The sequence below is a fragment of the Nocardioides phosphati genome (assembly GCF_014646375.1).
Lineage (GTDB): Bacteria > Actinomycetota > Actinomycetes > Propionibacteriales > Nocardioidaceae > Nocardioides > Nocardioides phosphati.
Map to the genome: position 1 here is coordinate 81,101 of NZ_BMNI01000009.1, position 25,930 is coordinate 107,030.

Consider the following 25,930-nt stretch of genomic DNA (forward strand, 5'->3'; position numbering starts at 1 on the left):
CGGCCTCAGGGCCGGTCAGGGGGCGGCGACCGTCTCCTTCACCAGCAGGTCGACGACGGCGTTGAGCCCGGAGTCGCGGAAGACCTCGCGCTGGCGGACCGCGCCGTTGCCGAGCGCGAAGAGCCGCTCGACCCGGTTGTCGACACGTCGCTCGTCGCCCGCTGCGCGGAGCGCGGGCCGGACGTGGTCGACGAGCGTGGCCACCACCTCGCGCGCGGTGGCCGGCTTGAAGGTCAGCGGGTCGATCAGGTCGCCCTGCGTGCCCCAGCGCGCCGCCTGCCAGGTCGCCACGCGCAGCAGCTGGGTCGAGGCCTCCGGAGCCGGTACGCCGCCGGCCCACTCCTGCGCGGCCGTCTCCACGAGCGCCCGGCTCAGGGCAGCGATGAGCACCGTGTCACCGACGTCGAGGCAGACGTCAGCGACCCGGATCTCGACCGTCGGGTGGTGGGCGGAGGAGCGGGCGTCGAAGTAGACCATCCCCTCGTCGATCAGCACCCCGGTCGCGATCAGGCGGTCCACGGCGGTGCGGTAGCCGTCGGCGCTGCCGAAGACGTCGTACGGACCGGCGGCGGGCCAGCGGTCCATCACCTGGGAGCGGTAGCTGGCGTAGTCGCTGTCGGCGCCCTGCCAGAGCGGGGAGTTGGCGCTGAGGGCGAGCAGTGGGGGCAGCCAGGTCCGGATCCGGTCGAGGACGCCGACCGCCTCCTCGTCGGAGTCGACCGCGACGTGCACGTGGCAGCCGCAGGTGAGGTGCTCGCGGGCCATCATCCCGAACTGCTGCGTCATCCGGTCGTAGCGCTCGCTGTGCACCGCGAGCGGGACGACCGGCACCGGCGAGGTGCCGCTCGCCATCAGGAGCGCACCGCCGCGCTGGGCCGCGGAGGAGGCCTTGGCACGCCAGGAGACGAGCTCGGCCTGCAGGGACTCCATCGTGTCGTGGGGCGAGGTGTTGGCCTCGAGCTGCTGCTGCTTGAGCTCGGCGACCAGCGAGCCCAGCTCGTCGGGCGCGTTGCCGACGAGGGGCGTGGCGAGCTGGAGCACCTCGGCGGCCGTGGGCCGGCTGTCGTCGAGGTGCGCATCGACCACCAGGAACTCTTCCTCCACGCCTACGGTTCGCACGCCTCCACTGTGCCCCGGTTGTCCAGGGTGATGCTGCGTGCCAGTGTCGAAGCAGGAACGTCACGACGACAGGAGCACCCATGTGCCGACTGCTCGGCTACGTCACCGCAGAGCCCACCTCGCTCGTCGATCTGCTCGGCCGCGAGGACTTCGCCGCCTTCACCGCGCTCACCTCCGTCCACGACGACGGCTGGGGCATGGCCTGGTACGACGCCGGCGACGGCCGCCTCCACCACGCCCGCTCCGCGCGGTCGGCCGAGAACGACCGGTCCTACGCCGAGCTGGCCGAGCAGCCGCTCGCGCGGGTCGGGATCGTGCACCTGCGCTGGGCGACGCCGGGCATCCCGATCCGGGTGGAGAACTCCCACCCCTTCGTCGACGGGCAGCTCGCGATGGCGCACAACGGGTCGATCGCTCCCCTCGACCGTCTGGAGGCGCTGCTGACCCCCGCGAGCCGCGCGAAGCTGCTGGGTGGCACCGACAGCGAGCGGTACTTCCGCTACGTCGTGCAGTGCATCGAGGCCGCGGGCGACGAGGCCACGGGCCTGGGTGAGGCCGTCACGACCCTGTCCGCGGAGTTCCCCCACGCCAGCCTCAACGCCCTGCTGCTGACGCCCGGGCGGCTCCGTGCGGTCCACGTCAACAGTCGCGCGACGCCGCCGTCCATGCTCAAGGACCTCCGCGGCATGGGCATCGCCGCGGAGCCGATCCGGCACACGGACGACGACTACTTCGCGATGGACTTCCGACGTACGCCGGAGGGCACGCAGGTGATCTCCAGCGGCATCGACCCCGACGGGTGGACACCCGTCTCGGATGACTCGGTGGGGGTCATCGACGTCCAGTCGGGCGAGCTGGAGTGGCTGGCACCTGCGCCGTCGTGACCCTGCGGCTCAGCGCCGCTGGGCGCTCTCGAAACGGGCCCAGTCACGTGCCCAGTCGCGGTAGCGGCGCTGGTCGAGCAGCCGACGGAGTCCGGCGAGGAGCAGCGCGAGCAGGCCCACCGTCGACAGGAAGACCGCGGTCGCGCTGAGCACGGCGACGGCGGCTGCGTCGCCGCGGGACAGCGGCGCGGAGGTGAGGTCACCCTTGTCGGTCACCCACACCGTGGTCAGGTCTCCGCGCTCGGCGCCGGGGGCGACGACCGAGGAGCCGACCCGATCGACGCCCGCCTGCGTGGACCACGCGACCCGGGCGGTGCTGACCGCCACGGCCCGGCCCGGCACGGAGATCGCCCGGGGTGTCGACACGATGGTCGCCGTGACCGCGTGGTGTGCCGCAGCGGTGTGCGCGGCTCCCGAGTGCTCGCTGCCGAGCACCAGTACGCCGACCGCGACGGCCGCCCAGAGGCCCAGCACCGACAGGAGGAGAGCTGCCACGCGCGCACCCGCCTCCAGACGGTCGCTGGGCCGGCGCAGGGGGTTCTGCGCCACGCCGGTCCGGCGGGCCAGGGCCCGCACCGCGCGGCGTACGACGCCGGCGGACTGCTGTGGTCCGGTTGGCCGGTTGTCGTCCACGGACCTCGCCATCGCGCTCACCTCCGGTGTGTCGTCCGCCTTGCTCCTGCTCCTCCCATGGCACACCGCCGTGCCGCGCCCGTGGCAGGGGCGAGGGCTCCGCGACAACCGGGACCAAGGTCACGGTTCGGCCGGGCCGGGACCTTCGGTGGGTCGAGCGGTGACCTCCGCACCTGGTGCCGTCGACCGGACCCGAGGATCGTGGAGGACGTGGCGAACCCCGTCCTTCCGGGCGGTCGGATCCACACGCCGGCCCGCCGGCAGCCGCGAAGTCCTGGTGGTCCCTGACCACAGACCCGCCGTCGTCACGACGGATGCAGCGGCAGCGACGGCGGGCCGGCCTCCGTCTCCGTGGGGAAGGCCCTGCCGGAGACGCCGCCACCTCAGGAGAGGAGGCGACCGCCGTCGACGACGAGCTGGGTCCCGGTGACGTACGACGCGAGGTCGCTCGCGAGGAAGAGCACTGCGCGCGCGATGTCGTCGGGGACGCCGATGCGGCGCATCGGGACCTGCGCCAGGAAGGCCTCGAGCACTGCTGCCTGGTCGACACCTGCGTCCGCTCCGGACTGCATCGCCGCGACGCCGGGCGTTGCGATCGCGCCGGGGGCGACGGCGTTCACCTGGATGCCGTGGGGTGCCAGCTCGAGGGCGAGGTTCTTGGTGAAGCCCCAGACGCCGTGCTTGGAGGCGTCGTAGTGGGCGAGACCGACACCGGACGGGTGCAGGGCGTCGATCGAGGTCACGTTGATGATCCGCCCGCCCGAGTCCTGGCTGCGCATCCGCAGCGCGGCCTCGCGGGCGCACAGGTAGGTGCCGCGCAGGTTGGTCCGGATGACCCGGTCGAAGTCGTCCGGAGTCATGTCGAGCACGGGCACGCTCGGGAAGATGCCGGCGTCGTTGACGAGGATGTCCAGGCGCCCACGCCAGCCGATCGTGTCGGCCACCAGGCGGTGCACGTCGTCGGCGTCGCCGACGTCGGCGTACATCGCGAAGGCGTCACGTCCCTGGGCGCGGAGCGCGTCGGCGGTGGCCTCGGCGGCCGCGAGGTCCGTGTCGGCGATGACGACGGAGGCGCCGGCCTCGGCGAGCCGTTCGACGATCCCGCGGCCGATGCCCATGGCGCCGCCGGTCACGATCGCGGTCCGTCCGGCGAGCGAGATCAGGTCGGTGATGGCGGGAGGGTTGATGGTCATGGATCTGCCCGCCCTCAGTGCCCGGCGTCGGAGCGGGTCTCGGGGACGACGGCGACGTTCGAGTGCGACCGCTCGACGACGGCCGTGGCCACCGCTCCGGTGACCAGCCGCGCGAACGTGTCGACCGGGTGCCGCCCGACGACGATGAGGCTCCACTCCCCACTGGTGTCGCGCAGGCAGTCCTCGGCCATGCCGCGGGTCAGCCGGAGCTCGACCTCCACCTCGGGGAACTTCGGTGCGATGCCCGCGACGCTCTCGGCGAGCAGCACGCGGTACTCCTCGAGGGCGGTCTCGGCGGGGGACACCGGTCCGGGTCCCTGGGCGGCCGCCACCGCGTCCCACACCGCGTGGACCACGGTGAGCGGCTGGCCGGTGAGCGAGGCCTGACGGAACGCGAACTCGACCACGGGCAGCGACTCGGGGGTGCCGTCGGCACCGACCAGGATCCCGGCTGCCGGGTGCTGCTGGGTGCGCTGGGGACGACAGACGACGACCGGGCAGGATGCGTCGCGGCTGACGGCCGCGCTGACCGAGCCGAGGAGCTTGCTGCAGAAGAGGCCACGGCCGCGCGAGCCGAGCACGATCATGTGGACGGTGCGCGAGAGCTCGATCAGCAGGTGGCGAGGCTCGCCGATCTGCGCGAACCCCGTCACCTCGAGCCCGGGGTGGAGACCTCGCGCGGCGGCGATCGCCTCGCGGGCGAGGGTCTGGCCGCTGTCGAGCAGGTCCTGCGGGCTGTAGGAGTAGACGGCGCTCATGGCGCCGATGCCCGCCGCCGGCATCACGGCTCCGTGGACCAGCGTGAGGATGATCAGGGGGCGCCGCTCGAGGGCGGCCTGGTCGGCGGCCCAGTGCACCGCACGGCCGGCGTGCTCGGAGCCGTCGGTCGCGACGACGATGCTGCTGGCAGGGACGGTGTAGGCACCGGTGGCTTCAGTCGTGGTCATGGATCCAGCCTCGGCCGGGCTCCGCGGCACCGCCACGGTCCGTCGCCCTGAGGGCGGTGGGACCTTCGGCTCGCGGTGTCAGGTCGACGGTGCGGTCGACGAGGCCCAGACCGGCGCTGCCGTGCGTGATCCAGAGCACCGAGCGCTCGCGCGGCCCGCCCAGCACCTCGTGCGCGAGCGCCTCCGCGGTCGGGTTGTCCAGGTGGGCCGTGGGCTCGTCCAGCACCAGCACGGGGTGCCCGGCGAGCAGTGAGCGCGCCACTCCCACCCGGGCACGCTCACCACCCGAGAGGCCGCCGTGGCCGGCTCCGAGCCACGTGGCGAGGCCGTCGGGGAGCCCGTCCAGCCACGGTCCCAGGTACGCACGGCGGAGTGCTTCCTCCACCTCCGCGTCGCTCGCCGCCGGACGGGCCAGGCGGACGTTCTCGGCGACGGTCGTCGCGAAGACGTGCGGATGGTCGTCGAGCAGCCCCACCTGCCGGCGTACGTCGTCGGGGGTGAGGCGGGCGAGGGGAGCGTCACCGAGCCGGGCGTCGCCCGCGACCGGGTCGAGGAAGCGCAGCAGCACGGCGGCGACGGTGCTCTTGCCGGAGCCGGAGGGGCCGACGAGGGCCACGCGGTCGCCGGGGCCGAGGTCGAGCGTGGCCGGGCTCGTGGCCGGCGCCTGAGGTGACCAGCGGGCCGCGACGTGGTCGAGGGTGACGGCCGCGCCGTCCGGCAGCAGGGGGCTGGGCACGTCCGCGACGGCCGGCGGCGTCGACTCGAGCACCCGCAGCCGCTCGTCGGCCGCAGCGGTCCGCGCCGCGAGCACGCCGGCATCAGCGCACGGTACGGCGACGTCGGCGAGGGCGAGCGGGAGCAGCACGAGGAGCGCCATCACCGGACCCGGGAGCGTCCCGTCCGCTACCGGGCCGGCGGTCAGCGCGGCCATGGCTGCCATGCCGAGGCCGCTGCCCGCGAGGACCACTGCCCGGCCCGCGGCCAGCCAGCGGGTCGCACCCGTGGAGAGCTCGCCCATCCGCGCGCTGAGCCAGGCGGCGCGGTCGGCCGCGGGTACCGAGCGCTGCCACATCCGCAGCTCGCTCGCGACCTGGACGGTCTCGACCACGGCCTCCGACAGCTCTGCACGCATGCCGACGAGCTGGCCCTCGGCTGCCCGGGCCCCGTGGCGCGCGAGCAGGAAGGCGAGGCCGCCGAGCGCAGCCGCGGCCGCCACGACCAGTCCGGCCGCAGGGAGCAGGAACCACGCGACACCGCTGGCCAGCAGGCCGACCAGCACCAGCTGGGCCAGCGGCATCCGGACCCGGAGCTGCCGTTCGACCACGCTGTCCACGTCGTCGACGACGCTGCTCAGCAGGTCGCCCCGGCGCCGGCCGAACCGGCCGGGGACCAGCGGCACCAGCGCGTCGTACACCTCGACCCGGCGGCGGGCCAGCAGGCGCAGGGCCGCGTCGTGGGACCACAGCCGCTCGACGTACCGGAGGACCGGACGGGCGAGGCCGAACGCCCGGACACCCACGATGGCGACCATCAGCGTCAGTACCGCCGGGCGGGTCGATGCCTGGACGATCAGCCAGCCCGCGGTGGCGGTCAGGGCGACGCCCGAGGCCGAGGCGAGGGCGCCCACGACGGTCGCCCCGGCCAGGCCGCCGCGTCCCCGTCCGCCGGTCGGCGTCGGGGCTGCCGAGGTCGCGGGCAACGGCGAGGCAGGCAACGGCGCTGCGGGGCGCCGGCCGGGATCGGGCGCTGCGCTGCCCGTCGTGGGCAGGGCGGCGAGGGGCGGAGCGGGCAGCTCGACGTGGTGGCTGGCCAGCCCCACGAGCAGCGGACGGTGGGCGACGACCACCACCGCGCGGTCGCGGGCGAGGGTCACGAGCGTGTCGGCGACGACCTGCTCGGTGAGGTCGTCGAGGTGGGCGGTGGGCTCGTCGAGCAGCACCCACGGCCGGTCAGCCACGACGACGCGGGCCAGCGCGAGCCGGGCACGCTCTCCGGCGGAGAGGGTCGCGCCGTCCTCGCCGAGGGGCGTGTCGAGCCCGCGGGGCAGGGCCCTCACCCGCTCCGCGAGGGCGACCTCCGCCAGGGCGAGCCAGAGCAGGTCGTCACCGGCCGTGGGGCGTGCGAGCCTGAGGTTGTCGGCGATGCTGCCGCTGACGAACAACGGCTGCTGCGGAAGCCAGGCCACCTGCGCCTGCCAGGCAGGACCGCCGATCTCGGAGCCGCCCGCGGAGATGCTGCCGGCATCGAGGGGGAGCAGGCCGGCGACGGCTGCGAGCAGTGTCGACTTGCCGCAGCCGGAGGGGCCGGTGACGGCCGTGAGGCCGCGCGCGGGAAGGACCGCGGACACCTCCAGGACCGCCGGGAGGGTGCGCCCCGGCCAGGTGACGCTGATCCGGTCGAGCACGAGGTCGGCACCGGCCGGGGCGGGCTGGTCGACGGTCGAGGCGGGCCCGGTGGCGAGCAGGTCGTGGGCGGCGGTGAACGTCGCGGCGCCCTCCGCTGCGGCGTGGAACTCCGCCCCTACGCGACGGAGCGGCCAGTAGGCCTCGGGCGCGAGCAGCAGGACGACGAGGGCGGTGCGCAGGTCGAGCGTCCCGCCGGCCAGGCGTACGCCGACGGTGACCGCGACCAGGGCGACCGACAGGGTCGCGACCAGCTCGAGCACGGCGGAGGAGGCGAAGGCGATGCGGAGGGTGCGGAGGGACGCGCGGCGGTACCGGTCGGTGACCTCGGCGATCCGGGCCGACTGGGCGCGGGCGCGCCGGTGCGCGACGAGGGTCGGGAGGCCGCGCACCACGTCGAGGAAGTGGCCGGACAGCGAGGCCATCGCCTGCCACTGCTCCTCGGCACGGTCGCGTGTGGCCATCCCGACGAGTGCTCCGAAGAGCGGGACCAGCGGCAGGGTGGCGACCACGATGACGGCGCTGAGGAGGTCCTGGGTGGCGATCGCCACGACGGTGAGGGGCGGCAGGACCCCGGCCACGACGACCGCAGGCAGGTACCGGGTGAGGTACGGCTCGGCGGCCGCCACGCCGCGGGTCGCGAGCACGGCCTCCTCGCCGCTCCCGTCGCTGGCGCCGGCCCGGGCGACGTACGCCTGGACGAGGCGGTGCCGCAGCACGGTGCCCACGACCGAGGCCGCGCGCGCGGCGCACAGGTCGCCGACCGCCCCGAACGCGGCGCGCAGGGCCAGGACGCCGAGCACGGCGGCCGCCCACCAGGTCAGCTCGCTCCCGCGGAGGACGGCGACCACGAGACCGGCGACGACCCACGCCTGCGCGACCACGACGGCACCGGTGGCCACCCCGGCGCCGACGACGCCGGCGAGCGGGAGCCGGGCCGGCGTCAGCAGGGCCCGCAGGCGCGGGTCGGTGGGCCTCATCGCGCCGCGGTGGCCGGGACGGGCGCCTGCGGGATGTGGTGGGTCGCGATGCGCTGGCGGAAGACCCAGTAGGTCCAACCCTGGTAGGCCAGCACGAGCGGGGTGAAGACCACCGCGGTCACCGTCATGATCTTCAACGTGTACGCCGTCGCGGCGGCGTTGGTCGTCGTCAGGCTCGCGCCGCCGGCGAGGGTGCTCGGCATGACGTCGGGGAAGAGCGCGAGGAAGAGTCCGGCAACGGCCAGCGCGATGGTGACGAAGGTCCCGAGGAAGGCCCAGCCCTCGCGTCCCAGGTGGGCCGTGAAGCCGGCGCCCACGAGCGCGAGCGCGGCGAGCACGAAGGTGAGTGCGGACGCAGCGGTGCCGGTCTGCTGCTGGGTCCAGCCCAGGAAGGCCACGGCGAGCACCGCGGTGACGGCGACGGCGGGGACCGCGAGGCGCCGGGCGCGGTGGCGGATCTCGCCGTCGGTCTTCAGAGCGATGAAGAGCGCTCCGTGCGTGACGAAGAGCGCGAGCGTGGTGAGCCCGCCCAGCAGGGCGTACGGGTTCAGCAGGTTGAAGAAGCCGCCGACGTACTCGAGGTGGCGGTCGATCGGCACGCCGCGCAGGATGTTGGCGAAGGCGACGCCCCACAGCACCGACGGCACGAGCGAGCCGATGATGATCGCGCGGTCCCAGTTGGCCTTCCAGCTCGCCTCGGGGCGCTTCGCGCGGTACTCGAAGGCCAGGCCGCGCACGATGAGCGCGACCAGGATCAGCAGCAGCGGCAGGTAGAAGCCGCTGAACAGCGTGGCGTACCACTCCGGGAACGCCGCGAACGTCGCGCCGCCCGCGACCAGCAGCCACACCTCGTTGCCGTCCCAGACCGGACCGATGGTGTTGATCATGACGCGCCGCTCGGCGTCGTCACGGGCGAGGAACGGCAGCAGCAGGCCGACCCCGAAGTCGAAGCCCTCGAGGGTGAAGTAGCCGATCCAGAGGACGGCGATCAGGACGAACCAGACGGTGGTGAGCTCCATGGTCTTCTCTTCTCGGGGCAGTCAGTAGGCGAACGCGAGGGGACGGTCGTCGGGGCTCAGGCCCGGGTCGGCGGGGGTCGGCAGCTCCTCCGCGCCCTTCGCGATCCAGGTGAGCATCAGCCGGATCTCGACGACCGCGAGCACGCCGTACACCGCGGTGAGGGTGAGCAGCGAGGTCCAGGCCTCGGCGGTGGTGAGGCCCGGCGAGACCGAGTGCTCGGTCGTCATCAGGCCGAAGACGGCCCAGGGCTGGCGCCCCATCTCGGTGAAGATCCAGCCGAAGGAGTTGGCGAAGAGCGGCAGGAACGGCACGGCGAGCGCGGCTCCGAGCACGGCCCGGCCCTGCGGTGTGCGCCCCCTGCGCGTCGCCCACAGCACCCACGCACCGACGGCGGCGCCCGCGAAGCCCAGGCCCATCATCAGCCGGAAGGTCCAGTAGGTCAGCGGGATCACCGGCGTGTAGTCGCCGGGGGAGTAGTACGCCGCGCCCGGGTCGGCGCCGTACGTCTTCTCGTACGTCGCGCGCAGGTCGTCGATGCCCTTCACCTCGCCGCTGGGCGAGCCGGTGGCGAGGAACGAGAGCAGGCCCGGGATCTTCACCGAGAACGTCTCGTGCGAGCCGTCGAGCGAGCCGAGCTGGAAGACGGAGAACGCGGCCGGCTTCTCGGTCTTGTAGAGGCCCTCGGCGGCCGCCATCTTCATCGGCTGGACCTCGGTCATGATCTTGCCCTGCAGGTCACCGCTGACGAAGACGCCCAGGGCCGCCACGAGCATGATCCAGGCGCCGGTGCGCACCGCGGGGCGGTACAGCGTGCGGTCCGCGTCGGTGCGGGCGCGGCGCAGGTGCCACAGCGCGATGCCGACGACGAAGGCGGCACCGGTCATGTACGCCGACAGGACGACGTGCGGGAAGGTCACCAGCTGGACCTTGTTGAAGAGCACCGCGGCGAAGTCGTTCATCTCGGCGCGCCCCGTCCTCGCGTTGAAGGCGTAGCCGACGGGGTGCTGCATCCAGGAGTTCGCCGCGAGGATGAAGTACGCCGAGAACAGGGTGCCGACGTGCACCAGCGCGATGCAGGCCGCGTGCAGCTTCGCGGGCAGCCGGTCCCAGCCGAAGATCCACAGGCCGAGGAAGGTCGACTCGAGGAAGAAGGCAAGCAGGCCCTCGATGGCGAGGGGCGCGCCGAAGACGTCGCCGACGAAGCGCGAGTAGTCGCTCCAGTTCATGCCGAACTGGAACTCCTGCACGATGCCGGTCACCACGCCGATGGCGAAGTTGATGAGGAAGAGCTTCCCGAAGAACTTGGTCAGCCGCAGCCAGCGCTCGTCACCGGTGCGCAGCCAGGTGAACTCGTAGCCGGCGATGATCGCCGACAGCCCGATCGTGATCGGGACGAAGAGGAAGTGGTAGACGGTGGTGATGGCGAACTGCCACCGCGCGATGTCGGTCGGGTCCACGGGAGGCTCCTGGCACGGGTCGGGAGGGCGGGCCGGCAGTTGCCCGGCTCCGACCACGCTAGGAAGCGGGGAGGGTCGGCTCCCACGGTCGGACCTCCCGTCCCTGCGGGACCTTGGGCCCCGCCGCGAGGTGACCTGTCGCCCGCGCGGCGCGGGACCTCAGCGCGCGGCGGAGGCCGGGTCGGTGCTCAGGATCCGTTGCGCGAGGGCGCTCGTGGCCGGGTCGCCGAGGAAGTCGACGACGCGCGAGACCCGCTCCCACGGGAGCGGCAGCAGCCCCGGCGTCCCGGGTACGTCGGGGGTGAGGCCGAGCTCGATGTCGGAGCGCCCGGTCATCATCCGCACGTTGAAGTCGTAGCGCTGGCGGGCGCCGTCGGCGGTGAGCGCCTTGACCACGCGGCTGCCGATCTTGCGGGTGCCGGTGTCGGCTGCCCACTCGTCGAGGACGGCGACGACCGCCGCGCCGCCGTTGTGGTCGATGTCCGCCCAGACGCCCTCCATCGGCCCGAGCTGCGCCAGCAAGGCGGCCGCTGTCTTCTCGCCGATGCCGCTCACGCCGGGCAGGTTGTCGCTCGCGTCGCCGCGGAGGGCGGCGTACTCGAGGTAGCGCTCGGCGTGGACGCCGTACATCGCGTGGAGGCTGCGGCGGGTGAGCAGGGGAGAGCCGTTGATGCCGCCGTTGATCAGGCGGAGGACGCGAGTGTGGTCGCTGATCAGGGCGAAGGCGTCGCGGTCCGAGGTGACGACGACGCAGTTCCAGTCGTTGGCCTGCGCCCAGGCGGCGGCCGAGGCGTTGACGTCGTCCGCCTCGAGGCCCGGGGGAGTCAGGGTGGCGAGGCCCAGCGCGTCGAGCAGCGAGCCGGCCCGCTCGAGCTGGTCGACGAGGCTGGCGTCCTTCTCGGCCCGCCCCGCCTTGTAGTCCGGGTAGAAGTCGCGGCGCACCGACGCGGTGCGGTCGTCGAGCCCGAAGACCAGTGCGTCCGGCGCGAACGTGTCGATCGCCTCGAGGATCTGGCGCAGCATGCCGTGCAGCGCCCACGCGGGACGGCCGGCGCGATCGGTCATGCCGGTGTGCGCCCGCGCGTGGTGGTTGCGGTGCAGCAGGGAGGGGGCGTCGACGACGAGCAGGAGCCGGCGGCCGTTCGGAGAGGTCGACATCGCGGTCATCGTAGGCGGCCCTTGACAAGCGGGGGCCGCCGGGCGCATCGTCCTAAGCATGGTAGGAACTCCTACGCGCGATAGGATTGCCGAACGACGTGAGGCAAGTCGCCGCGAGATCCTCGACGCGGCCTGGGACGTGGCGCACGAGAAGGGCATCGCGGCGCTCACCCTCAAGGACGTCGCCGAGCGCGTCGGCATGCGACCGCCGTCGCTCTACACGCACTTCGCGTCGAAGAACCACGTCTACGACGCGATGTTCGGCCAGGCCTGGCAGGGCTGCCTCGACGAGATGAGGGCGACCTGGGAGCGCGGGCTGCCCGACGAGCCCCGCGCCTCCATGCTCGTGATGATCCGGGCCTACTTCGACTACGCCGTGGCGGACCAGGCGCGCAACCAGCTCATGAACGCCAGGATCAGCGTGGACTTCCAGCCGAGCGAGGAGGCCTACGCGCCCTCCCTCGCCCTGTGGCAGCTCACGCGCGACCACCTGGCCACGATCGGGGTCACCGCGGAGGCGGACCTCGACCTGCTCGCGGCGGTGGTGGGCGGCCTCGTGGACGCCCAGCTCGCCAACGACCCCGGCGGGGACCGCTACGCCCGGCAGCTCGAACGGGCGGTCGGGATGCTCGCCGACCACTTCGGACTCTGAGGAGACCGGCATGACCACGCGCACCGCACCCAGCCCCACGACGTACGACAGCAGGTTTGACCGCGACACCGCGATGGCGCTCGCCGCGGAGGAGTACGCCCGCTTCGCCGGCCTGCTCGGCGGGCTCTCCGACGACGACTGGCGGGCGCCGACGAGCTGCCCGGGCTGGACGGTGCGCGACATGGCCGGCCACACGCTCGGCATGGCCGAGCTCGGAGCGTCCCTGCCGGAGATGGCACGGCAGCTGATGGCCGCCTCCCGGACCGCGAAGCGCACCGGCAAGCCACAGATCGACGCGCTCACCGAGCTCCAGGTCCGCAAGCACCAGGACCTGGCCAACGACGAGCTGGTGGCCGCGATGGAGCGGATCGGGCCTCGTGCGGTCGCGGGCCGGCGGCGCCGGCCGGGCCTCATGCGGGGCCAGGTGATCACCGACAGCGGCCCCGACGGCACCACCCCGGAGCGGTGGCGGGTGGGCTACCTGATCGACACCGTCCTCACCCGCGACCCGTGGATGCACCGCAGCGACATCGCCCACGCCCTCGGGCGCCCGATGCAGCTGACGGCCGAGCACGACGGGGTCTTCGTGGCCGACGTCGTGGAGGACTGGGCGGTGCGCCACGGCCAGCCCTACGAGCTGACGCTGACCGGCCCCGCCGGTGGGCACTGGTCGGCCGGCGTGGGTGGGGAGCAGTTCACGCTCGATGCCGAGGAGTTCTGCCGGGTCGTCTCCGGGCGGGGCGCCGCCGACCACGGCCTGCTGACGACGTTCGTGCCGTTCTAGGCAGGGGCCGGTGTGGCCCGGGGTGCCGGACCCGGGCCGGAGCCCACCGGCTGCCCGGCGCTCACCACCCGTTCGGCACGGGGGTTGACACTGGGGTCCGTGGCGCCCGCCAGCCACCCGGCGTACGTTGACGGATGGGCCCGGCCGGGGCCCGCCCCGCGCCTCGACCGGTGTTCCTCCGATCCCGACGAGCGTGGAGGCAAGCGATGTTCATCCAGGTTGTGCAAGGCCCCTGTTCACGGCAGGACGAGGTCCATCAGCTGCTCGACGAGTGGCGTCGGGACCTGGCGCCCGGCGCCGACGGCTGGTTGGGCGGCACCTACGGCTTCACCGACGACGGCCAGCTGATCGGCGTCGTCCGCTTCGACTCGCGCGAGGCTGCGACCGCCAACTCCGAGCGCCCGGAGCAGGGTGAGTGGGCACAGCGGCTGACCGCCCTCATGGACGGACCCCTCGAGTTCCACGACTGCGACGACGTCACGCTGATGCTCGACGGAGGCTCCGACGACGCCGGCTTCGTCCAGATCATCCGCGGCAAGGTCGACGACCCGGAGCGGCTCAAGGCGATGATGGCTGACACGCGGGCCCTGCACGAGGCGCGCCCCGATGTCATCGGGGCCACGCTCGCACTCGAGCCGGACGGCACGTTCACCGAGACCGTCGCCTTCACGAGTGAGGCCGAGGCGCGACGCGGCGAGCAGATCCCTCCGCCCGCCGACGTCCAGCGCGAGCTCGCCTACGCGATGCAGTCGGCCACCTTCTACGACCTGCACCAGCCCTGGTTCGAGAGCGCCTGACCCGACGTACGACGCGACCGGAGCGCCCTCACGCCACGCGGTAGGGCGCTTCCGGTGATCGTCCCTGGAAGGCGAGGATCGCGGGGTTGACGACGTGCCCGTCGCGAATCTCGATCGCGCGGCTCAGCGTCTCGTCGGCGTCCCACGCGGCGCCGCCCGCGAGCACGCGCCGGAGGAACGGGATGAGGGCGCTGCTGTTCTCCCAGGTCGCGGAGTTCCACAGGTACGACGGCGAGTGGTCGACGCCGTAGTAGAGGACGTTGTCGCCCACCACGAACGTCGGGTCGTCGAAGCCCGTCGGACGGGCGAAGCTGAACCCCATCCCGAGGTCGCACGACACGTCGACGATCAGGCTGCCCGGACGGAACGCCGCCAGGTCCTCGTCCTGCAGGTAGACGAGCGGGTTCGCGGTGTCCTGGAAGGTGCAGTTGACGACGATGTCGTTCTCCGCGAGGTACGCCGGCAGCGGCTCGCGGCCGCGCTCGGTGATCACGTCGCTGCCGTTGACCGGGTCGTGCTCGAACTGCCGGATCCGCACCGAGTGGATCGGTGAGCCGACCGCCGCGACGTCGCGGTTGGTCAGCACCGCGACCTCGTGCACGCCGTGCGCGTTGAGCGCGGTGACCGCTCCGCGCGCGGTGGCGCCGAAGCCGATGACGACCGCGCTCAGCCGGCGGCCGTAGTCGCCGGTGAGCCCGGCGAGCTCGAGTGCCTGGAGCACCGAGCAGTAGCCGGCCAGCTCGTTGTTCTTGTGGAAGACGTGCAGCCCGACGGCGCCGTCACGCGTCCAGTGGTTCATCGCCTCGAAGGCGATCAGGGTCAGCTCGTTGTCGATCGCCGCCTGGGTGAGCGCGGTGTCCTGGACGCAGTGCGGCCAGCCCCAGAGCACCTGCCCGGATCGCATCGCCTGCACGTCGGAGAGCTGCGGCTTGGGCAGCAGCACGACCTCCGACTCCGCCAGCAGCTGCTCGCGCGAGGCGAACCCCGCGACGTACGGCTGCAGGGCGGCGTCCGCGACGCCGAACTTCGCGGCGTACCCGTGCTCGAGGGTGATCCGCGCGCGGAGGTCCGCGTCGAGGTGGGGGAGGTGGTCCGGGTGGATCGGCAGCCGGAACTCGTTCTCCTTGGCTGAGGACCCGATGACGCCGAGCGTCGCGAGCGTCACTTCTTCTTGCCCGGATGGACCTTGTCGGCGAGCGTCTCCGGCTGCCCGAGGTTGCGCTTGTCGGCGCGCTTCTCCTTGATGGACTTGCCGGTCTTCTTGGTCATGCTCTGGCGCGGCGACTTGTCGCTCATGTGGGTTCTCTCTGAGAGGAAGCCTGAATGGCTCCTGCCGGTGACAGTACGCCCCACCCCGCGCCCCCGCGTCGGCGGCGGTCTGGCACGCTCGCCACATGAGCGACCTCGTGGACATCCTGCGGGCACGACGGTCCGGACCGGGCGGTCCCGGCGCGCGTCCGGATGGCCACCGCGTCGCCCTCGCCATCGAGGGCGGCGGCAACCGTGCGGCGTACTCCGCGGGGATGGCGCTCGCCCTCGACGAGCTCGGGCTCACCGGTTGCTTCGACGCGGTCTACGGCACGTCGGGCGGCGCGCTCAACGCCGCGTGGCTGCTGACCGGCGAGGCGCAGAAGTGGCTGCCGAGCTGGGGTGCTCCTGAGGTGGCCAGCGCCGGTGTCACGAACCCCCGGCGCCTGCTGCGCGGCGGGCCGCTCGTGGACCTCTCTGTGCTCATCGAGCACGTCTACGAGCAGATCACGCCGATGGACTTCGAGGCGATCCTGGCCAACCCGGTCAGCTTCCACCCGATGGCGACGGACGCGGCGACGGGGGAGGCCGTCGACATCCATCCCTGCATCGTCGACCGGGCCACGCTCCAGACCGCGCTCAAGGCGAGCTCGTGCCTGCCGATGATCGCGGGCCGGCCGGTGCGGCTGGGTGGCCGCGCGTTCGTCGACGGCGGTCTGTCGGAGGCGATCCCGTACCTCACCGCGCTCCGCCAGGGCGCCACCCACGTCCTCGTCCTGCGCACGCGGCGCGAGGACCAGACCGTGACGACCTCACGTGCGGAGCGAGTGCTGCTCGCGCCGTACTTCGCGGCGTTCGCACGGGGTGCGGGGCGCAGCCACGGCCGCCGGCACCTGACGTACGCCGCGGCAGACGCGGCGCAGGTGGGCGGCGAGGTCCTGCAGGTGCGTCCGCCGCTCGGCTCCGCCGACGTCGCCCGCCTGGGCGGCTCGCTCGACCTCGTCACCGAGGCGATCGAGGTGGGCCGACGGGCCGTGCACGCGCTCTTCGGCTGAAGGCGCGCAGGTCGCTCGCTGCTGTCACCTCGCAGTTCGCCGGCGCCACGCGCCCACCGCGGCGACGCCGAGCGCCCAGAGCGTGATGCCCAGGCCACCGACCGCGAAGAGCCCGTCGAGCGCGTCGGTGAACGGGATCGTCACCGCCGCTGCTGCGAAGCAGAGGCCGCCGACCACGCCGAGGACTGCCGTCACGCGGTTCCCGAGATCGGTCGCGACACCGCCGACGAGGGCGAGCAGGGCGATGCCCACGGCCCACGGTGCGTCGGCCAGCGTCTCGTCGATCGTCATGAAGACGCTCAGCGCGCTCTGCTGCCCGTCCGCGAGCGACGCAGCTCCGAGCGGTGCCAGCAGGTGGGGCACCATCGCGACCGTCGTCGCCGCCGAGACGACCACCATCACCCCCGCCGTACGCCGTGTGGCCGGTGCCAGCGGGTGGTGGTGGAGCCGCGCCAGCGCGACGCTGAAGAGGGCGAACGAGACCAGCAGCCCCACGTGGGAGGGGTACCAGGCGCCGTCGAGCAGCATGTCGTGGAGCTGCGCGACCTTGTTCCCGGTGCCGCTGTCGTTGGGGTGCAGCGCGCCGCCGACGTTGAAGGCGACGGCCGCGCCGACCAGCGCGGCGATGGTCGCGCTGTCGAGGGCTCGGCCCGAGCGCGTGGGGGAGTCGAGTGTGGTGGTCATCAGGGTCTCCTCGGGTGGGGACCTCCAACGTCCGCCGCCTGAGGGCCTGGCCGGTACGGGGCTGACCCTGCAAGCGGGAGGCAGGGTTTTCCCCGGGGTGGGAGGCCCCGCGCTGTGCCACGATCAGGACGTGGCGACACAGGTGCGGCGCGAGGCGCTCTCCCTGCTCGTGGGGAGCCTCTCCTGCGTGCTCGTCGCGCTCGGCTTCACGCGCGGGATCTGGTGGAGCAACCTGCACAACGGCATCCTCGGGATCACGCTCTCGCTGGTCGGAGCCTGGCTCGCCACGGAGCGTCCGCGGAGCCGCGAGGGTGTGCTCTTCCTCGCCGCCGGGCTGGTCGAGGCGGTCATGTTCGTCGGCCGCCAGGTGGGGCACACGGCGACCGGCACGGTGGCGTCGTGGCTCGGCTGGCTCGGCGTCTGGCCGATCGTCGTCGGGATGCTCGCGACGACTGCTGCGGTGGTCTGCTTCCCCGACGGACATTTGCCGGGGCCGCGGTGGCGTCCGGCCGCGCTCGTCGCCTGTGTCGTCGCCGCCGTTGCGGCCCTGCTCTCGGCTCTGTGGCCCGTCGAGTGGGACTCCGCAGGGCTGACCCTCGCGCCGCCGTTCAGCCTGCCCGGCCGCGGGTTGGCCGACACGCTCTGGCACGCGCTGGCCCTGCCGCTCTACCTCACCCTCCAGCTCTCGTGGGTCGTCGCGGTCGCTGTGCGCTGGCGGTCGGGGCGGAGCCGTGCGCCGCTGCTGGGGCTGCTCCTGGGAGTGGCGGCTGCCTTCGTCGTCCTCGTCGCCGGGCTGATCGCCACGCACTCGCCCCGGCCCGGGCTGGTGATGGTCTCGCTGGTGCCGTTGGCTGCGGGGTGGGCGGCCGTCCACGGACACGTGCTCGCGCGCTACCGCGCCCTGTCCTGGCTCACCGGCGCGCACGACGACTCCGTCGGCCTGCCGACCGCGCTGGCCCGCACGGCTGCGGAGGCGCTGGACGCAGGCGCAACGAGCGTGTGGATGGGTGATGAAGCCGCCCTCCACGCAGTCGGCGTGTGGCCCGAGCCGGACGCCGACCCGGCGCCCGCCCCGCTCGTCGGGCTGCCCGACCGGGTGTGGCCGGTGCGGTCAGGTGAGGCGCTCGTCGGTGCGATCGTCGTACCGGGTGCTGCGGGACTCACGCGCCGCGAGGAGCGGATGATGCAGGACCTCGTCGCCCAGGCCGCGCTCCTCCTGGACCGTCTCACCCTGGCCGAGGTCGTACGCCGCGAGCGCACCGCCGGCCACCTCGAGCACCTGACCCCGCGGGAGCGCGACGTCCTCGAGCTGATGGCGCGCGGACTGACCAATGCGGCGATCTGCCAGGAGCTGCACCTCAGCGTGAAGACGGTCGAGCCACTGATCAGCACCGTCTTCGCCAAGCTGGGGCTCCACGCCGATCCGACCGTGAACCGCCGCGTCCTCGCGGCGCTGGAGTACCACCGCGGGTGAGGACGCCGCCGCCCCGGCCGAGTCTGCTCAGCTCGTCGTGCCGACCGTCCGGGCGGAGCGGTCAGGCGCTGGGCGTGGCTTCCTTCCAGGCCGACTGCTTGCTGTAGCCGACGCTGTTGTGGAGCCAGACGCGTGCCCGGTAGCGGCGGCCGTTGTCGAGGGCGCCGAAGGTGTAGGTGCTGCCGGTCGTGGTCGCCTTGCGGGAGGCGATCCACTTGCACGTGCCGCTGGAGCTGCAGACCCGGGACTGGAGCTCGACGGTGCTGCTCGTCGCGAGGGTGCCCTTGGTCCACCTGAAGGCGAGCTGGTGCGAGGCCGGGCGGCTTGCGTACGGCGTGGCCGGCTGGTCCGGCGTACCTCCGCTGGGGATGCACGTGCCGTCGGCGGGCGGGAAGTACTGGTGGGGCTGGGTCGTGGGGACGAGCAGGTTGTTCCAGGTCTTCGCCGTCGTGCCGCTGCGGTAGCTGACGGCGTCGGGGTACTGCTCCTCGGGCCAGGTGACGCGGGCACCGGTGTCGGCGCGGCACGCGTTCATGGTCTTGATCTCGACCAGCTGGCCGCCGCGGGAGACCGCGAGGTAGAGGTACTGGATGGTGCTGGTCGTGCACGAGCCGCTCTGGCCGACCGTGCCGAGCTGGGTCGACGGGGTGACGTAGGCGCCTTCGGTGACGCGGATCGAGCCCAGATGGCCGTACGTCGACGTGACGCCGTTGCCGTGGTCGACCCAGACCCAGTTGCCGCGGTGGCTGCCCCGGGAGTCGCACGGCATCGGGGCACCGATGTGCACGATGCCGGCGCCCATCGCGTGGACCGGGTCGTCGGTGGGGTACTCGCCGTGCGTGTCGGGGACGCCGTTCTTCTGGCGGATCGCGTCGAGGTCCATCTCCCACGTGCCGTGGTGGGGCTTGCCGTCCTTGGTGCAGTTGGTGTTGTAGCAGTCGTTCTGGGACCAGTCGCGCAGCGGCCACCAGACCGGGTCGGAGTACGGATGGCTCGCGTCGACGGTGACCGCCGCCGCTGCCGGCGCGTGTGCCGACGGCATCGACAGGCCGGCGACGGCAGCCGCGGTTGCGGCAACCGTGATGACGACGTGACGCAGTGACATGAGCCCTCCCCGCTCTCCGGTGTCCGCACGCGAAGGGGGCGGAGACACCGGCGTCCATGGTCACACGGCTCCGGGGGCCTTCGCAGGCGTTGTGCGGACTGATCCGTCGAGATCTCGCTCGCGGACCTGGCCGGATGCCACGGCCGCAGGCTCGACGGCGTCCTAGTCCTCGTGGCCCCCGTGGCCCCGGTGGCCCGGGTGGCCCTCGTGGCCCTCGTGGCCCGGGTGGCCCGGGTGGCCCGCGTGGGCCTCGGGGCTGCCGCCCATCATCCGCAGCATGGCGACGCCGCCGGTGCGGACGAACCGCACGAGCAGCACCGCGGTGAGGAGCAGGAAGGCGATGTTGAGCCACGTCGTGTAGTTCCAGGTGAACGAGGCCTCGACGACCTTGGCGCTGCGCTCGTCCGGGATCAGCCCGAGCGGTGCGAAGACGAGCTCGATGACGTAGCCGGCTCCGACCATCGCGAGGTAGAAGATGCCGGTGATTCGCAGGGCGGCCCGGGTGCCGTAGTACTTCCGGTAGATCAGGATGATCGGCACGATGATCAGGTCCGCGAAGAGGAAGCTGACCACGCCGCCGAAGCTGATCCCGCCGTTCCAGAGGACGGCCGCGAGCGGGACGTTGCCGATCGAGCAGACGAAGCTGACGACGGCGACGAGCGGGCCGATCAGCGGGCCCCAGACCTTCGCCGCCGTCGGGTCGTCGGTGAGGAAGAACGCCTGCAGCCAGTTGGTCGGGATCCACGCGGCGAAGGCGCCGGCGATGAGCAGGCCGAGCACGATGTCGCGCAGCACCGAGGCCCAGTCCATGACGTAGTAGTGCGCCACCGAGGTGAAGCCGTCACCCGAGAAGAGCCGTTGCCACAGGGTGCCCTCGCGCTTGACCGACATGTCCATCGCGGCGTGCCCCTCCATCGAGCCGGTCAGTCCACGCTCGGCCTGCGCGCGGGCGGCGTCGACGATGCGGCCGCGCATCCAGAGCCGGAAGGCCAGGGCGACGAGCACGATCATGATCGGCCCGCCGACGAACTCCGCCAGCGTGAACTGCCACCCCATCAGCAGCGCCAGGATGATCCCGAGCTCGATCACCAGGTTGGTCGAGGCGATCTCGAAGGCCATCGCCGCGCTCAGCGAGGCACCCTTGCGGAAGAGCGAGCGGGCGAGTGCCACCGCGGCGTACGAGCAGGAGGACGAGGCGGCGCCCAGGCCCGTCGCCCACGCCAGGTGGCGCGGTGAGTCGCCCTCGAGCAGCCGGGTGACCTGCTCGCGGCGTACGACGGCCTGGATCACGCCCGAGAGCGTGAAGCCCAGGATCAACGGCCACAGGATCTCCCACCCCATGGCCGCCGCCATCTGCAGCGCGTGCCCTGCCTCGGCAAGAGGATTCATCGTGGTCCCTCCTCGTGTCGACGATAGCCGCGCCCGTGTCCACGGTCACGGCCGTACGCCGACGGCTGCCGTGGCCTGCTTCCACGGATCAGCACACGTGCTGCGGGTCCCAGCCCGCGGCACCGTGGTGCATCCCGGGGTTGTGCACGCCGTCGAAGCCCATGTTCTTCTCGCACTGGCGGACGTGCTGACCGAACGCGTCGTCCGCGTGGGCCGGCGCAGCCGCGCCCGCTCCCAGCAGCACTGCCGCGACCAGCGCGACCTCGATGACTCGCCTCATGACCGCTCCTCTCGTCGGGTCGAGTCTCGTCGGCACGAACCGCCCGCCGGCAGGAGCGACCGGCACACCAGCGCGGGCCCTTGGTCCCTGCGTGCCCGGTCCCTGCGCGCCCGAAGCGGCCGGCGCGGGGCGACTGTCGGTGGGCGCCGCTAGTGTCCTCCGGGTGAAGCGACGATGAGCAAGATCGATGACCTGCGCGCCCTCCGTGAGGCGCGCTATGCGCAGCAGGCCGCGCGCCCGGCGACGGCGGCCCGTCGGCCCCAGCCCCTCAAGACGACGCCCGCCGAGCCGGCGGCCAAGGTCGCCAAGGCTGCGGTGCCGGCGTCCGATGAGCTCTGCGGCCACCGCAACATGAGCGGCCGCACCTGCACGCGGGAGCACGGCCACAGCGCCAAGAGCCACCGCTACTCGTGAGGCGCCCGGCTCAGTAGCCGCCGAACGAGTCGATGCGGATGTCGTCGTGGTCCGCGCCGGCGTCCATCAACACGACCTCGGTTGCCTCGATCATCGCCGGCGGCCCGGCGATGTAGTAGTAGTGCACGGCATCGCTGACGGTGTCGGCGAGGATGCGGCGGCGTTCCTTGCTCTTCATGCCGGCGGTGACGACGTAGTCGATCGTGACGCCGGGGAGCTGCCTGGCCCAGGCGTCGAGCTCGTCGCGGAAGAGGAAGTCGTCGGTCCGGTTGAGATAGATCAGGTGCGCTTCCTCGGCGCTGTCGGTCTCGGCCATCTGGGCGATCATGCTGCGGAACGGCGCGACGCCCACGCCCGCCGCGATCAGCACGCTCGAGCGGTGCTGGCGCAGCGAGAAGTCGTAGTCGTTGCCGTACGCCGTCATCCGCATCGTGTCGCCGGGCTTCGCCTCCTGCAGGCCCCGCTTGAACGCGCTCTGCCCGATCTTGAACGTGATCGCGATGTCCGGCTCGCCGGGGGAGGAGGACATCGAGTACGTCCGGCCGCCCGCCAGCTCGCGCCCGGGGAACTCGAGGTCCATCCAGTCGCCGGCCTCGAAATCGAAGCCGCGCGGTCGCTCGAAGACGAGCGTCAGGTGGTCGGCGTTCTCCTCGCGGCGTTCGGCCACGACGAGCGGGATGTCGACGAGCTGGTGCGGCATGTGCGTCCTCCTGGTGGTGCCCAGCAGGTCGCGCTGAAGCGCCCCGATCCTACGGAGCAGGAGACGGCGTCGCGCAGGGGACGCGGCTCACCGGCGCCCCGCGACGGATCGCCCGGGGGATCTCGGCGACCTTCTCCACGACGTCCAGGAGTCGCAGCTGGTCCTCGGGGGAGGCGGGGGAGTCGAGCGTGACGCGGTAGGTGATGCCCGTCGAGCTCCAGTCGTCCGCGAAGGCACCGTCCGCCTCGACCCGCACTCCGTCCACGGTGATGCCGAGCGCCGCCGCCTCGCGATAGGTGTCGTTGAGGACGCAGAGAGCGACCGACAGGTGGAGGACGTGCGCGCCGTTCGTCACCGGTGCCGCGATCACTCCGGCGTCCGTCCAGGCATGCGCCAGGTGCACGCCGTCGGCAGCCCGGAGGCTCCCGGCGGTGGCGACCACGCCCAGGGGTGAGAGCTCCATCTGCCGATCGTAGGGCGCGACGTCAGAAGAGTTGCGCCTTCGCGAACCCGGCAAGGAGGACGACGAGGCCGCCGATCTCCGCGGCGATCAACAGGAACATGAAGGTGTGCAGCAGGGCAGCGCTCGGGTAGGGGTCGGCGAACTGGTTGGTCGTCCGGGCTCGCATCCCGTGGACCTGGTAGCCGGCGATGGCGCCGACGAAGAAGACGATCAGCGCGCCGGCAGCCACCATGTCGACCACGTCGCTCCACGCGCTCAGCTCCACGAAGGTCGCCACCAGCAGCGAGGCGAAGCTGTAGAGCAGCGCCGCGCGGTGGGCCGTGTCGATGTACGGGTGCGCGAGGTGGTCCTCAGACGTCGCCATCTGCTGGTACTTCACGACGCCCAGCAGCAGCGCCCACAGGAAGATCAGCCCGGCACACAGCAGCACCACGTCGGTGCTCCATCGCAGATCCATCGTCAGCCTCGTCTCGTCGGTCGGCGGTGGGTCCATGTTCGACCTACGGACGGCAGGGCGCGCGGCGAACGCCCGGATTCATGGGGTCGCCCTCGGGTCAGACGGGGCCGCCCCTCTCCGTGTGATCGCCGGGCGTGGGTTGAGCAGCCCCGCTCCGTCCCTTCTGGGCCGTGCGGTACGACGGCCGGCGCAGCGCCGCGACCCACGCGTACGGAGGGAGGCCGGGGACGGGTGCCGCGATCGGGTCGAACGACAGCGCCGGGCCGGCGTACCGACCGTCGAGCACCAGGCGCCCGAACGGCTTCCACTCGCCCGTGCCGAAGGCGCGCTCCAGGTGGAACACCCCTTGTCCGTCGGGCCGGAGGCCGAGCACGACGGGCCCCTGCGGAGTCCGGTACGGCAGCAACGTGGTGTACGGCTGCCGGTCTGCCTTCCACGCGGCGGTCAGCAGGAAGCGGGTGAGCCGGCCCCAGCCGGTCGTCGCGAACAGCAGGTCGGACTCGCGGTCGCCGAGCTGCAGGCGGAGCGCGATCCCTCGAACGTCGGGCCAGGGACGCGGCAGGCCGATGGCCCGCGACATCCGCACGACCACCTCGTCGGTGCCGGTGTCGTCGAGCCAGGGAACGCCGGAGTCGCCGCCGCCGAAGCGAGTCACGGTGCCCCGGAAGTAGTCACCGCGCGGGTGCAGCGGCTTCTCGTCCGGCCGCGCGAGCTTCAATCCCCGCACGGCCGTCGCCAGCGCTGCGCCACCGACGCGCGCGGGCAGCGCCATGGCCCGATCGACAGCGCCAGTCATGGTCCCCGAGCGGTCCGTCATGGTCTCCCCGCCTGTCGTCGTCTGAGCCGGTGTGTCAGGGCTCGCGACGTACCCGTGGCACGGCCGGACAAACGAGCGCCCGGGTCACGGCGTGGCGTTGGCGACGACGACCGCGGCGATCATCATCGCCAGGGCGACGAGGGAGACCGCGGCGAAGTAGAAGACGTGCACCCGCATCCCGTTGCCCTGCCCGTGGTGGCGCGTGAGGTCGGCACGCTGGCCGATGACGGCCGCGTGCGCGAGCGCTTCCGGCGTCATCAGGTGCCTGCGGAGGTGCTGTGCCCGAGCCGTGTCGATGTCGTTCATGGTGCCGACTCCCTTGCTGGTTGGTGGGCCTGCGTCCGGTCGACCTCGGTCCACCAGTGATTCGGCGCCGGTCGGCATTCGGCTTGGTGCGGTTGCGCGCGCCGATGCCGACGAGCATGATCGCCAGCAACCCGGCCACGATTCAGAGTGCGGGGTTCACGGGCTTATCCAAGCCCAGCCGGGCCAGCCGTGCGAAGGACCTTCACCCTGGCTTCGTTGGCTGACGGATGCTCGAGCGCCACAAGCAGTCCCCGCACCTGGTCAGCAGCGTCACTCAGGTCCTCCGCCTGCGTGACGCCGACGCCGTCGACGTGGAGCTCCCAGCCGCCTGCCCACGGCACGGCCCGCGCGACGACGACATGGGTCTGGTCGTGGACGTCCGGGCAGTCGGCGTAGCAGCAGCCGCACAGGGGAGTGCCATCAGCCGCAAGCAGGTCGGCATCGTTGCCGCACGCGCAGCTACACAGCGGGCACCCGCATCGCGTTCCGTCTTCGATCTCGCCCATGGGTGAAGGGTGGACGAAGCGCCCGACACAAGGGGCCAACGTCGCACCCGCCCAGCGTGGCCGGCTCAGCTACCGGTCGATCCTGACGCTCCCACGCCAACGCAATGCGTCGACAGTGTCGGCTCTTCTCCCTACCCTTCGAGCGTGACGATCTCTCCTGCGGGCGACCTGAATCTCGGCCACCTGTTCGCTGCGGCCGGGCTGGACCCCGCTGACGTTCTCGTTGTCCGGCACACCTACAACGTCAACGGTCTGGTGCGCGGGGAGACGACGCCCGAAAAGGTGCTCGCCTATGCGCGAGAACAGCGCCTCAAGTTCAACGCCGACCAGCCGCGGATCTGGCTCAACTTCCTGGCGGAATCGGGGCGTCGTTGCCGTTACTGGGGTGCGTTCGAGAACTTCGGTGAATCTGTCGACGAACGCACCCACGAGGGGCGCTTCTTCGACCTGCGGCCGTCGACGGCACTGTCGTCGCTGGCAAATCGCCTCGTGACCGAATGGTCCAAGGACGCGATCAACTGGGCGAAGAGGGGCGAAGTAGCAGCCGCGTTCCCGGTCGTCGAGATCGCCGATCCTGAAGTCGTGCCCTTCCCCGGGTACGACAACGTCCTTCTCGATCGCCCCGCACTGCGGGAGGTCCTCGAAGACTCCCGCTACGCCGCCTGGCGGACCGCTCTCGGCAGTGTGCAGGGGATCTACCTGATCACCGACACGAGCACTGGAAAGCACTACGTCGGCAAGGCCGACGGTTCGGATCGACTGCTGGGCCGATGGGCTGAGTATGGGCGCGACGGACACGGCGGCAACGTGGCGCTCCGCGACCTGAAGAGCGTGGATGCGGAGCACTCGCGCCACTTCCAGTGGTCGATCCTGCGGGTATTCGGCCCGTCCACGCCGATGGCCGAGGTCGACGCAGCCGAGTCGCACTTCAAGCGCGCTTTGATGAGCCGCGAGTTCGGCCTCAACCGGAACTGACCCGGCCGAACACACGCACGGCCAGCGTCCG

The 25,930-nt window shown here is 72.4% G+C and carries 28 protein-coding genes; 8 read left to right on the forward strand and 20 right to left on the reverse strand.

What is annotated here, in order from left to right:
• Nucleotides 1–15 precede the first annotated feature (15 nt).
• A complete protein-coding gene (locus tag IEX47_RS15095; protein WP_188784848.1) occupies nucleotides 16–1,119 on the reverse strand; it encodes a carboxylate-amine ligase in 1,104 nt (367 codons plus the stop codon).
• Between the two features lie 80 nt (nucleotides 1,120–1,199).
• Between IEX47_RS15095 and IEX47_RS15100 the strand changes: the two genes are divergently transcribed.
• Nucleotides 1,200–2,003 carry a class II glutamine amidotransferase gene (locus IEX47_RS15100; RefSeq protein WP_188784849.1) on the forward strand — a complete coding sequence of 268 codons (804 nt, stop codon included), beginning with the start codon at nucleotides 1,200–1,202 and terminating at the stop codon, nucleotides 2,001–2,003.
• A 9-nt stretch (nucleotides 2,004–2,012) separates the two neighbouring features.
• Here the strand turns inward: IEX47_RS15100 and IEX47_RS15105 are convergent, their stop codons facing one another.
• The 7 genes from IEX47_RS15105 to IEX47_RS15135 form a co-directional block, all read right to left on the reverse strand.
• Nucleotides 2,013–2,648 (reverse strand): Rv1733c family protein, encoded by a 636-nt coding sequence (locus tag IEX47_RS15105; protein WP_188784850.1) that lies wholly within the window; start codon nucleotides 2,646–2,648, stop codon nucleotides 2,013–2,015.
• A gap of 371 nt (nucleotides 2,649–3,019) precedes the next feature.
• A complete protein-coding gene (locus IEX47_RS15110) occupies nucleotides 3,020–3,829 on the reverse strand; it encodes an SDR family NAD(P)-dependent oxidoreductase (RefSeq protein WP_188784851.1) in 810 nt (269 codons plus the stop codon).
• Nucleotides 3,830–3,843: 14 nt separating this feature from the next.
• Nucleotides 3,844–4,776 (reverse strand): universal stress protein, encoded by a 933-nt coding sequence (locus tag IEX47_RS15115; RefSeq protein WP_188784852.1) that lies wholly within the window; start codon nucleotides 4,774–4,776, stop codon nucleotides 3,844–3,846.
• Nucleotides 4,763–8,158, reverse strand: coding sequence for a thiol reductant ABC exporter subunit CydD (gene cydD, locus IEX47_RS15120; protein WP_188784853.1), 3,396 nt, complete (start codon nucleotides 8,156–8,158; stop codon nucleotides 4,763–4,765). The genes IEX47_RS15115 and cydD overlap by 14 nt, the downstream gene beginning before the upstream one ends.
• Complete coding sequence (gene cydB / locus IEX47_RS15125; protein WP_188784854.1) at nucleotides 8,155–9,177, reverse strand: cytochrome d ubiquinol oxidase subunit II; 1,023 nt, start codon at nucleotides 9,175–9,177, stop codon at nucleotides 8,155–8,157. The genes cydD and cydB overlap by 4 nt, the downstream gene beginning before the upstream one ends.
• Before the next feature lie 21 nt (nucleotides 9,178–9,198).
• A complete protein-coding gene (locus tag IEX47_RS15130; RefSeq protein WP_188784855.1) occupies nucleotides 9,199–10,635 on the reverse strand; it encodes a cytochrome ubiquinol oxidase subunit I in 1,437 nt (478 codons plus the stop codon).
• A 159-nt stretch (nucleotides 10,636–10,794) separates the two neighbouring features.
• On the reverse strand, nucleotides 10,795–11,793 hold the full coding sequence (locus IEX47_RS15135; RefSeq protein WP_188784856.1) for a 5'-3' exonuclease: 999 nt from the start codon (nucleotides 11,791–11,793) through the stop codon (nucleotides 10,795–10,797).
• Nucleotides 11,794–11,851: 58 nt separating this feature from the next.
• On the opposite strand from IEX47_RS15135, the gene IEX47_RS15140 reads away from it, so the two are divergent.
• From IEX47_RS15140 to IEX47_RS15150, 3 genes are all read left to right on the forward strand, one after another.
• Nucleotides 11,852–12,445 (forward strand): TetR/AcrR family transcriptional regulator, encoded by a 594-nt coding sequence (locus IEX47_RS15140; protein WP_188784857.1) that lies wholly within the window; start codon nucleotides 11,852–11,854, stop codon nucleotides 12,443–12,445.
• Nucleotides 12,446–12,455: 10 nt separating this feature from the next.
• Nucleotides 12,456–13,229: a maleylpyruvate isomerase family mycothiol-dependent enzyme gene (locus tag IEX47_RS15145; RefSeq protein WP_188784858.1), complete on the forward strand. Its 774-nt coding sequence runs from the start codon at nucleotides 12,456–12,458 to the stop codon at nucleotides 13,227–13,229.
• Between the two features lie 206 nt (nucleotides 13,230–13,435).
• On the forward strand, nucleotides 13,436–14,026 hold the full coding sequence (locus tag IEX47_RS15150) for a hypothetical protein (RefSeq protein ID WP_188784859.1): 591 nt from the start codon (nucleotides 13,436–13,438) through the stop codon (nucleotides 14,024–14,026).
• A 28-nt stretch (nucleotides 14,027–14,054) separates the two neighbouring features.
• Here IEX47_RS15150 and IEX47_RS15155 read toward each other — a convergent pair whose 3' ends face one another.
• Entirely contained in the window at nucleotides 14,055–15,191 is a 1,137-nt protein-coding gene (locus IEX47_RS15155) for a N(5)-(carboxyethyl)ornithine synthase (protein ID WP_188784860.1), read from the reverse strand.
• Nucleotides 15,188–15,322: a hypothetical protein gene (locus IEX47_RS18125; RefSeq protein WP_268238990.1), complete on the reverse strand. Its 135-nt coding sequence runs from the start codon at nucleotides 15,320–15,322 to the stop codon at nucleotides 15,188–15,190. The genes IEX47_RS15155 and IEX47_RS18125 overlap by 4 nt, the downstream gene beginning before the upstream one ends.
• A 98-nt stretch (nucleotides 15,323–15,420) precedes the next feature.
• Here IEX47_RS18125 and IEX47_RS15160 point away from each other — a divergent pair, with 98 nt between their 5' ends.
• Nucleotides 15,421–16,329: a patatin-like phospholipase family protein gene (locus tag IEX47_RS15160; protein WP_188784861.1), complete on the forward strand. Its 909-nt coding sequence runs from the start codon at nucleotides 15,421–15,423 to the stop codon at nucleotides 16,327–16,329.
• Nucleotides 16,330–16,353: 24 nt separating this feature from the next.
• Here the strand turns inward: IEX47_RS15160 and IEX47_RS15165 are convergent, their stop codons facing one another.
• Nucleotides 16,354–17,013: a hypothetical protein gene (locus IEX47_RS15165; protein WP_188784862.1), complete on the reverse strand. Its 660-nt coding sequence runs from the start codon at nucleotides 17,011–17,013 to the stop codon at nucleotides 16,354–16,356.
• 130 nt (nucleotides 17,014–17,143) lie between these two features.
• On the opposite strand from IEX47_RS15165, the gene IEX47_RS18005 reads away from it, so the two are divergent.
• A complete protein-coding gene (locus tag IEX47_RS18005) occupies nucleotides 17,144–18,487 on the forward strand; it encodes a helix-turn-helix domain-containing protein (RefSeq protein ID WP_229662917.1) in 1,344 nt (447 codons plus the stop codon).
• Nucleotides 18,488–18,548: 61 nt separating this feature from the next.
• Here the strand turns inward: IEX47_RS18005 and IEX47_RS15175 are convergent, their stop codons facing one another.
• The 3 genes from IEX47_RS15175 to IEX47_RS15185 form a co-directional block, all read right to left on the reverse strand.
• The gene (locus IEX47_RS15175; RefSeq protein WP_188784863.1) at nucleotides 18,549–19,592 is read right to left on the reverse strand and encodes a M23 family metallopeptidase; all 1,044 of its coding nucleotides are present in this window, start codon (nucleotides 19,590–19,592) and stop codon (nucleotides 18,549–18,551) included.
• Nucleotides 19,593–19,754: 162 nt separating this feature from the next.
• Nucleotides 19,755–20,981, reverse strand: coding sequence for a permease (locus IEX47_RS15180; RefSeq protein ID WP_188784864.1), 1,227 nt, complete (start codon nucleotides 20,979–20,981; stop codon nucleotides 19,755–19,757).
• Between the two features lie 88 nt (nucleotides 20,982–21,069).
• Entirely contained in the window at nucleotides 21,070–21,261 is a 192-nt protein-coding gene (locus IEX47_RS15185; RefSeq protein WP_188784865.1) for a hypothetical protein, read from the reverse strand.
• 174 nt (nucleotides 21,262–21,435) lie between these two features.
• On the opposite strand from IEX47_RS15185, the gene IEX47_RS15190 reads away from it, so the two are divergent.
• Nucleotides 21,436–21,675 carry a hypothetical protein gene (locus IEX47_RS15190; protein WP_188784866.1) on the forward strand — a complete coding sequence of 80 codons (240 nt, stop codon included), beginning with the start codon at nucleotides 21,436–21,438 and terminating at the stop codon, nucleotides 21,673–21,675.
• Between the two features lie 10 nt (nucleotides 21,676–21,685).
• Here the strand turns inward: IEX47_RS15190 and IEX47_RS15195 are convergent, their stop codons facing one another.
• The 6 genes from IEX47_RS15195 to IEX47_RS15220 all read right to left on the reverse strand — a co-directional run bounded on the left by IEX47_RS15195 (nucleotide 21,686) and on the right by IEX47_RS15220 (nucleotide 24,924).
• Nucleotides 21,686–22,375, reverse strand: coding sequence for an FAD-dependent oxidoreductase (locus tag IEX47_RS15195; RefSeq protein ID WP_188784867.1), 690 nt, complete (start codon nucleotides 22,373–22,375; stop codon nucleotides 21,686–21,688).
• Nucleotides 22,376–22,424: 49 nt separating this feature from the next.
• Nucleotides 22,425–22,838, reverse strand: coding sequence for an OsmC family protein (locus IEX47_RS15200; protein WP_188784868.1), 414 nt, complete (start codon nucleotides 22,836–22,838; stop codon nucleotides 22,425–22,427).
• 22 nt (nucleotides 22,839–22,860) lie between these two features.
• Nucleotides 22,861–23,331 (reverse strand): hypothetical protein, encoded by a 471-nt coding sequence (locus IEX47_RS15205; RefSeq protein WP_229662918.1) that lies wholly within the window; start codon nucleotides 23,329–23,331, stop codon nucleotides 22,861–22,863.
• Between the two features lie 61 nt (nucleotides 23,332–23,392).
• A complete protein-coding gene (locus IEX47_RS15210; RefSeq protein WP_188784869.1) occupies nucleotides 23,393–24,067 on the reverse strand; it encodes a hypothetical protein in 675 nt (224 codons plus the stop codon).
• Between the two features lie 129 nt (nucleotides 24,068–24,196).
• Nucleotides 24,197–24,418, reverse strand: coding sequence for a hypothetical protein (locus IEX47_RS15215; RefSeq protein WP_188784870.1), 222 nt, complete (start codon nucleotides 24,416–24,418; stop codon nucleotides 24,197–24,199).
• A 164-nt stretch (nucleotides 24,419–24,582) separates the two neighbouring features.
• Complete coding sequence (locus IEX47_RS15220) at nucleotides 24,583–24,924, reverse strand: hypothetical protein (protein ID WP_188784884.1); 342 nt, start codon at nucleotides 24,922–24,924, stop codon at nucleotides 24,583–24,585.
• 144 nt (nucleotides 24,925–25,068) lie between these two features.
• Here IEX47_RS15220 and IEX47_RS15225 point away from each other — a divergent pair, with 144 nt between their 5' ends.
• Nucleotides 25,069–25,899: a GIY-YIG nuclease family protein gene (locus IEX47_RS15225; protein WP_188784871.1), complete on the forward strand. Its 831-nt coding sequence runs from the start codon at nucleotides 25,069–25,071 to the stop codon at nucleotides 25,897–25,899.
• Nucleotides 25,900–25,930: the final 31 nt, after the last annotated feature.

Bases quoted from the DNA above. Each gene is read 5' to 3' on its own strand.
- IEX47_RS15100 (WP_188784849.1), top strand. From the start codon at position 1,200: ATGTGCCGACTGCTCGGCTACGTCACCGCAGAGCCCACCTCGCTCGTC.
- IEX47_RS15105 (WP_188784850.1), bottom strand. From the start codon at position 2,648: ATGGCGAGGTCCGTGGACGACAACCGGCCAACCGGACCACAGCAGTCC.
- IEX47_RS15110 (WP_188784851.1), bottom strand. From the start codon at position 3,829: ATGACCATCAACCCTCCCGCCATCACCGACCTGATCTCGCTCGCCGGA.
- IEX47_RS15115 (WP_188784852.1), bottom strand. From the start codon at position 4,776: ATGACCACGACTGAAGCCACCGGTGCCTACACCGTCCCTGCCAGCAGC.
- cydD (WP_188784853.1), bottom strand. From the start codon at position 8,158: ATGAGGCCCACCGACCCGCGCCTGCGGGCCCTGCTGACGCCGGCCCGG.
- cydB (WP_188784854.1), bottom strand. From the start codon at position 9,177: ATGGAGCTCACCACCGTCTGGTTCGTCCTGATCGCCGTCCTCTGGATC.
- IEX47_RS15135 (WP_188784856.1), bottom strand. From the start codon at position 11,793: ATGTCGACCTCTCCGAACGGCCGCCGGCTCCTGCTCGTCGTCGACGCC.
- IEX47_RS15140 (WP_188784857.1), top strand. From the start codon at position 11,852: ATGGTAGGAACTCCTACGCGCGATAGGATTGCCGAACGACGTGAGGCA.
- IEX47_RS15145 (WP_188784858.1), top strand. From the start codon at position 12,456: ATGACCACGCGCACCGCACCCAGCCCCACGACGTACGACAGCAGGTTT.
- IEX47_RS15150 (WP_188784859.1), top strand. From the start codon at position 13,436: ATGTTCATCCAGGTTGTGCAAGGCCCCTGTTCACGGCAGGACGAGGTC.
- IEX47_RS18125 (WP_268238990.1), bottom strand. From the start codon at position 15,322: ATGAGCGACAAGTCGCCGCGCCAGAGCATGACCAAGAAGACCGGCAAG.
- IEX47_RS15160 (WP_188784861.1), top strand. From the start codon at position 15,421: ATGAGCGACCTCGTGGACATCCTGCGGGCACGACGGTCCGGACCGGGC.
- IEX47_RS15165 (WP_188784862.1), bottom strand. From the start codon at position 17,013: ATGACCACCACACTCGACTCCCCCACGCGCTCGGGCCGAGCCCTCGAC.
- IEX47_RS15175 (WP_188784863.1), bottom strand. From the start codon at position 19,592: ATGTCACTGCGTCACGTCGTCATCACGGTTGCCGCAACCGCGGCTGCC.
- IEX47_RS15180 (WP_188784864.1), bottom strand. From the start codon at position 20,981: ATGAATCCTCTTGCCGAGGCAGGGCACGCGCTGCAGATGGCGGCGGCC.
- IEX47_RS15185 (WP_188784865.1), bottom strand. From the start codon at position 21,261: ATGAGGCGAGTCATCGAGGTCGCGCTGGTCGCGGCAGTGCTGCTGGGA.
- IEX47_RS15190 (WP_188784866.1), top strand. From the start codon at position 21,436: ATGAGCAAGATCGATGACCTGCGCGCCCTCCGTGAGGCGCGCTATGCG.
- IEX47_RS15195 (WP_188784867.1), bottom strand. From the start codon at position 22,375: ATGCCGCACCAGCTCGTCGACATCCCGCTCGTCGTGGCCGAACGCCGC.
- IEX47_RS15200 (WP_188784868.1), bottom strand. From the start codon at position 22,838: ATGGAGCTCTCACCCCTGGGCGTGGTCGCCACCGCCGGGAGCCTCCGG.
- IEX47_RS15205 (WP_229662918.1), bottom strand. From the start codon at position 23,331: ATGGACCCACCGCCGACCGACGAGACGAGGCTGACGATGGATCTGCGA.
- IEX47_RS15210 (WP_188784869.1), bottom strand. From the start codon at position 24,067: ATGGCGCTGCCCGCGCGCGTCGGTGGCGCAGCGCTGGCGACGGCCGTG.
- IEX47_RS15215 (WP_188784870.1), bottom strand. From the start codon at position 24,418: ATGAACGACATCGACACGGCTCGGGCACAGCACCTCCGCAGGCACCTG.
- IEX47_RS15220 (WP_188784884.1), bottom strand. From the start codon at position 24,924: ATGGGCGAGATCGAAGACGGAACGCGATGCGGGTGCCCGCTGTGTAGC.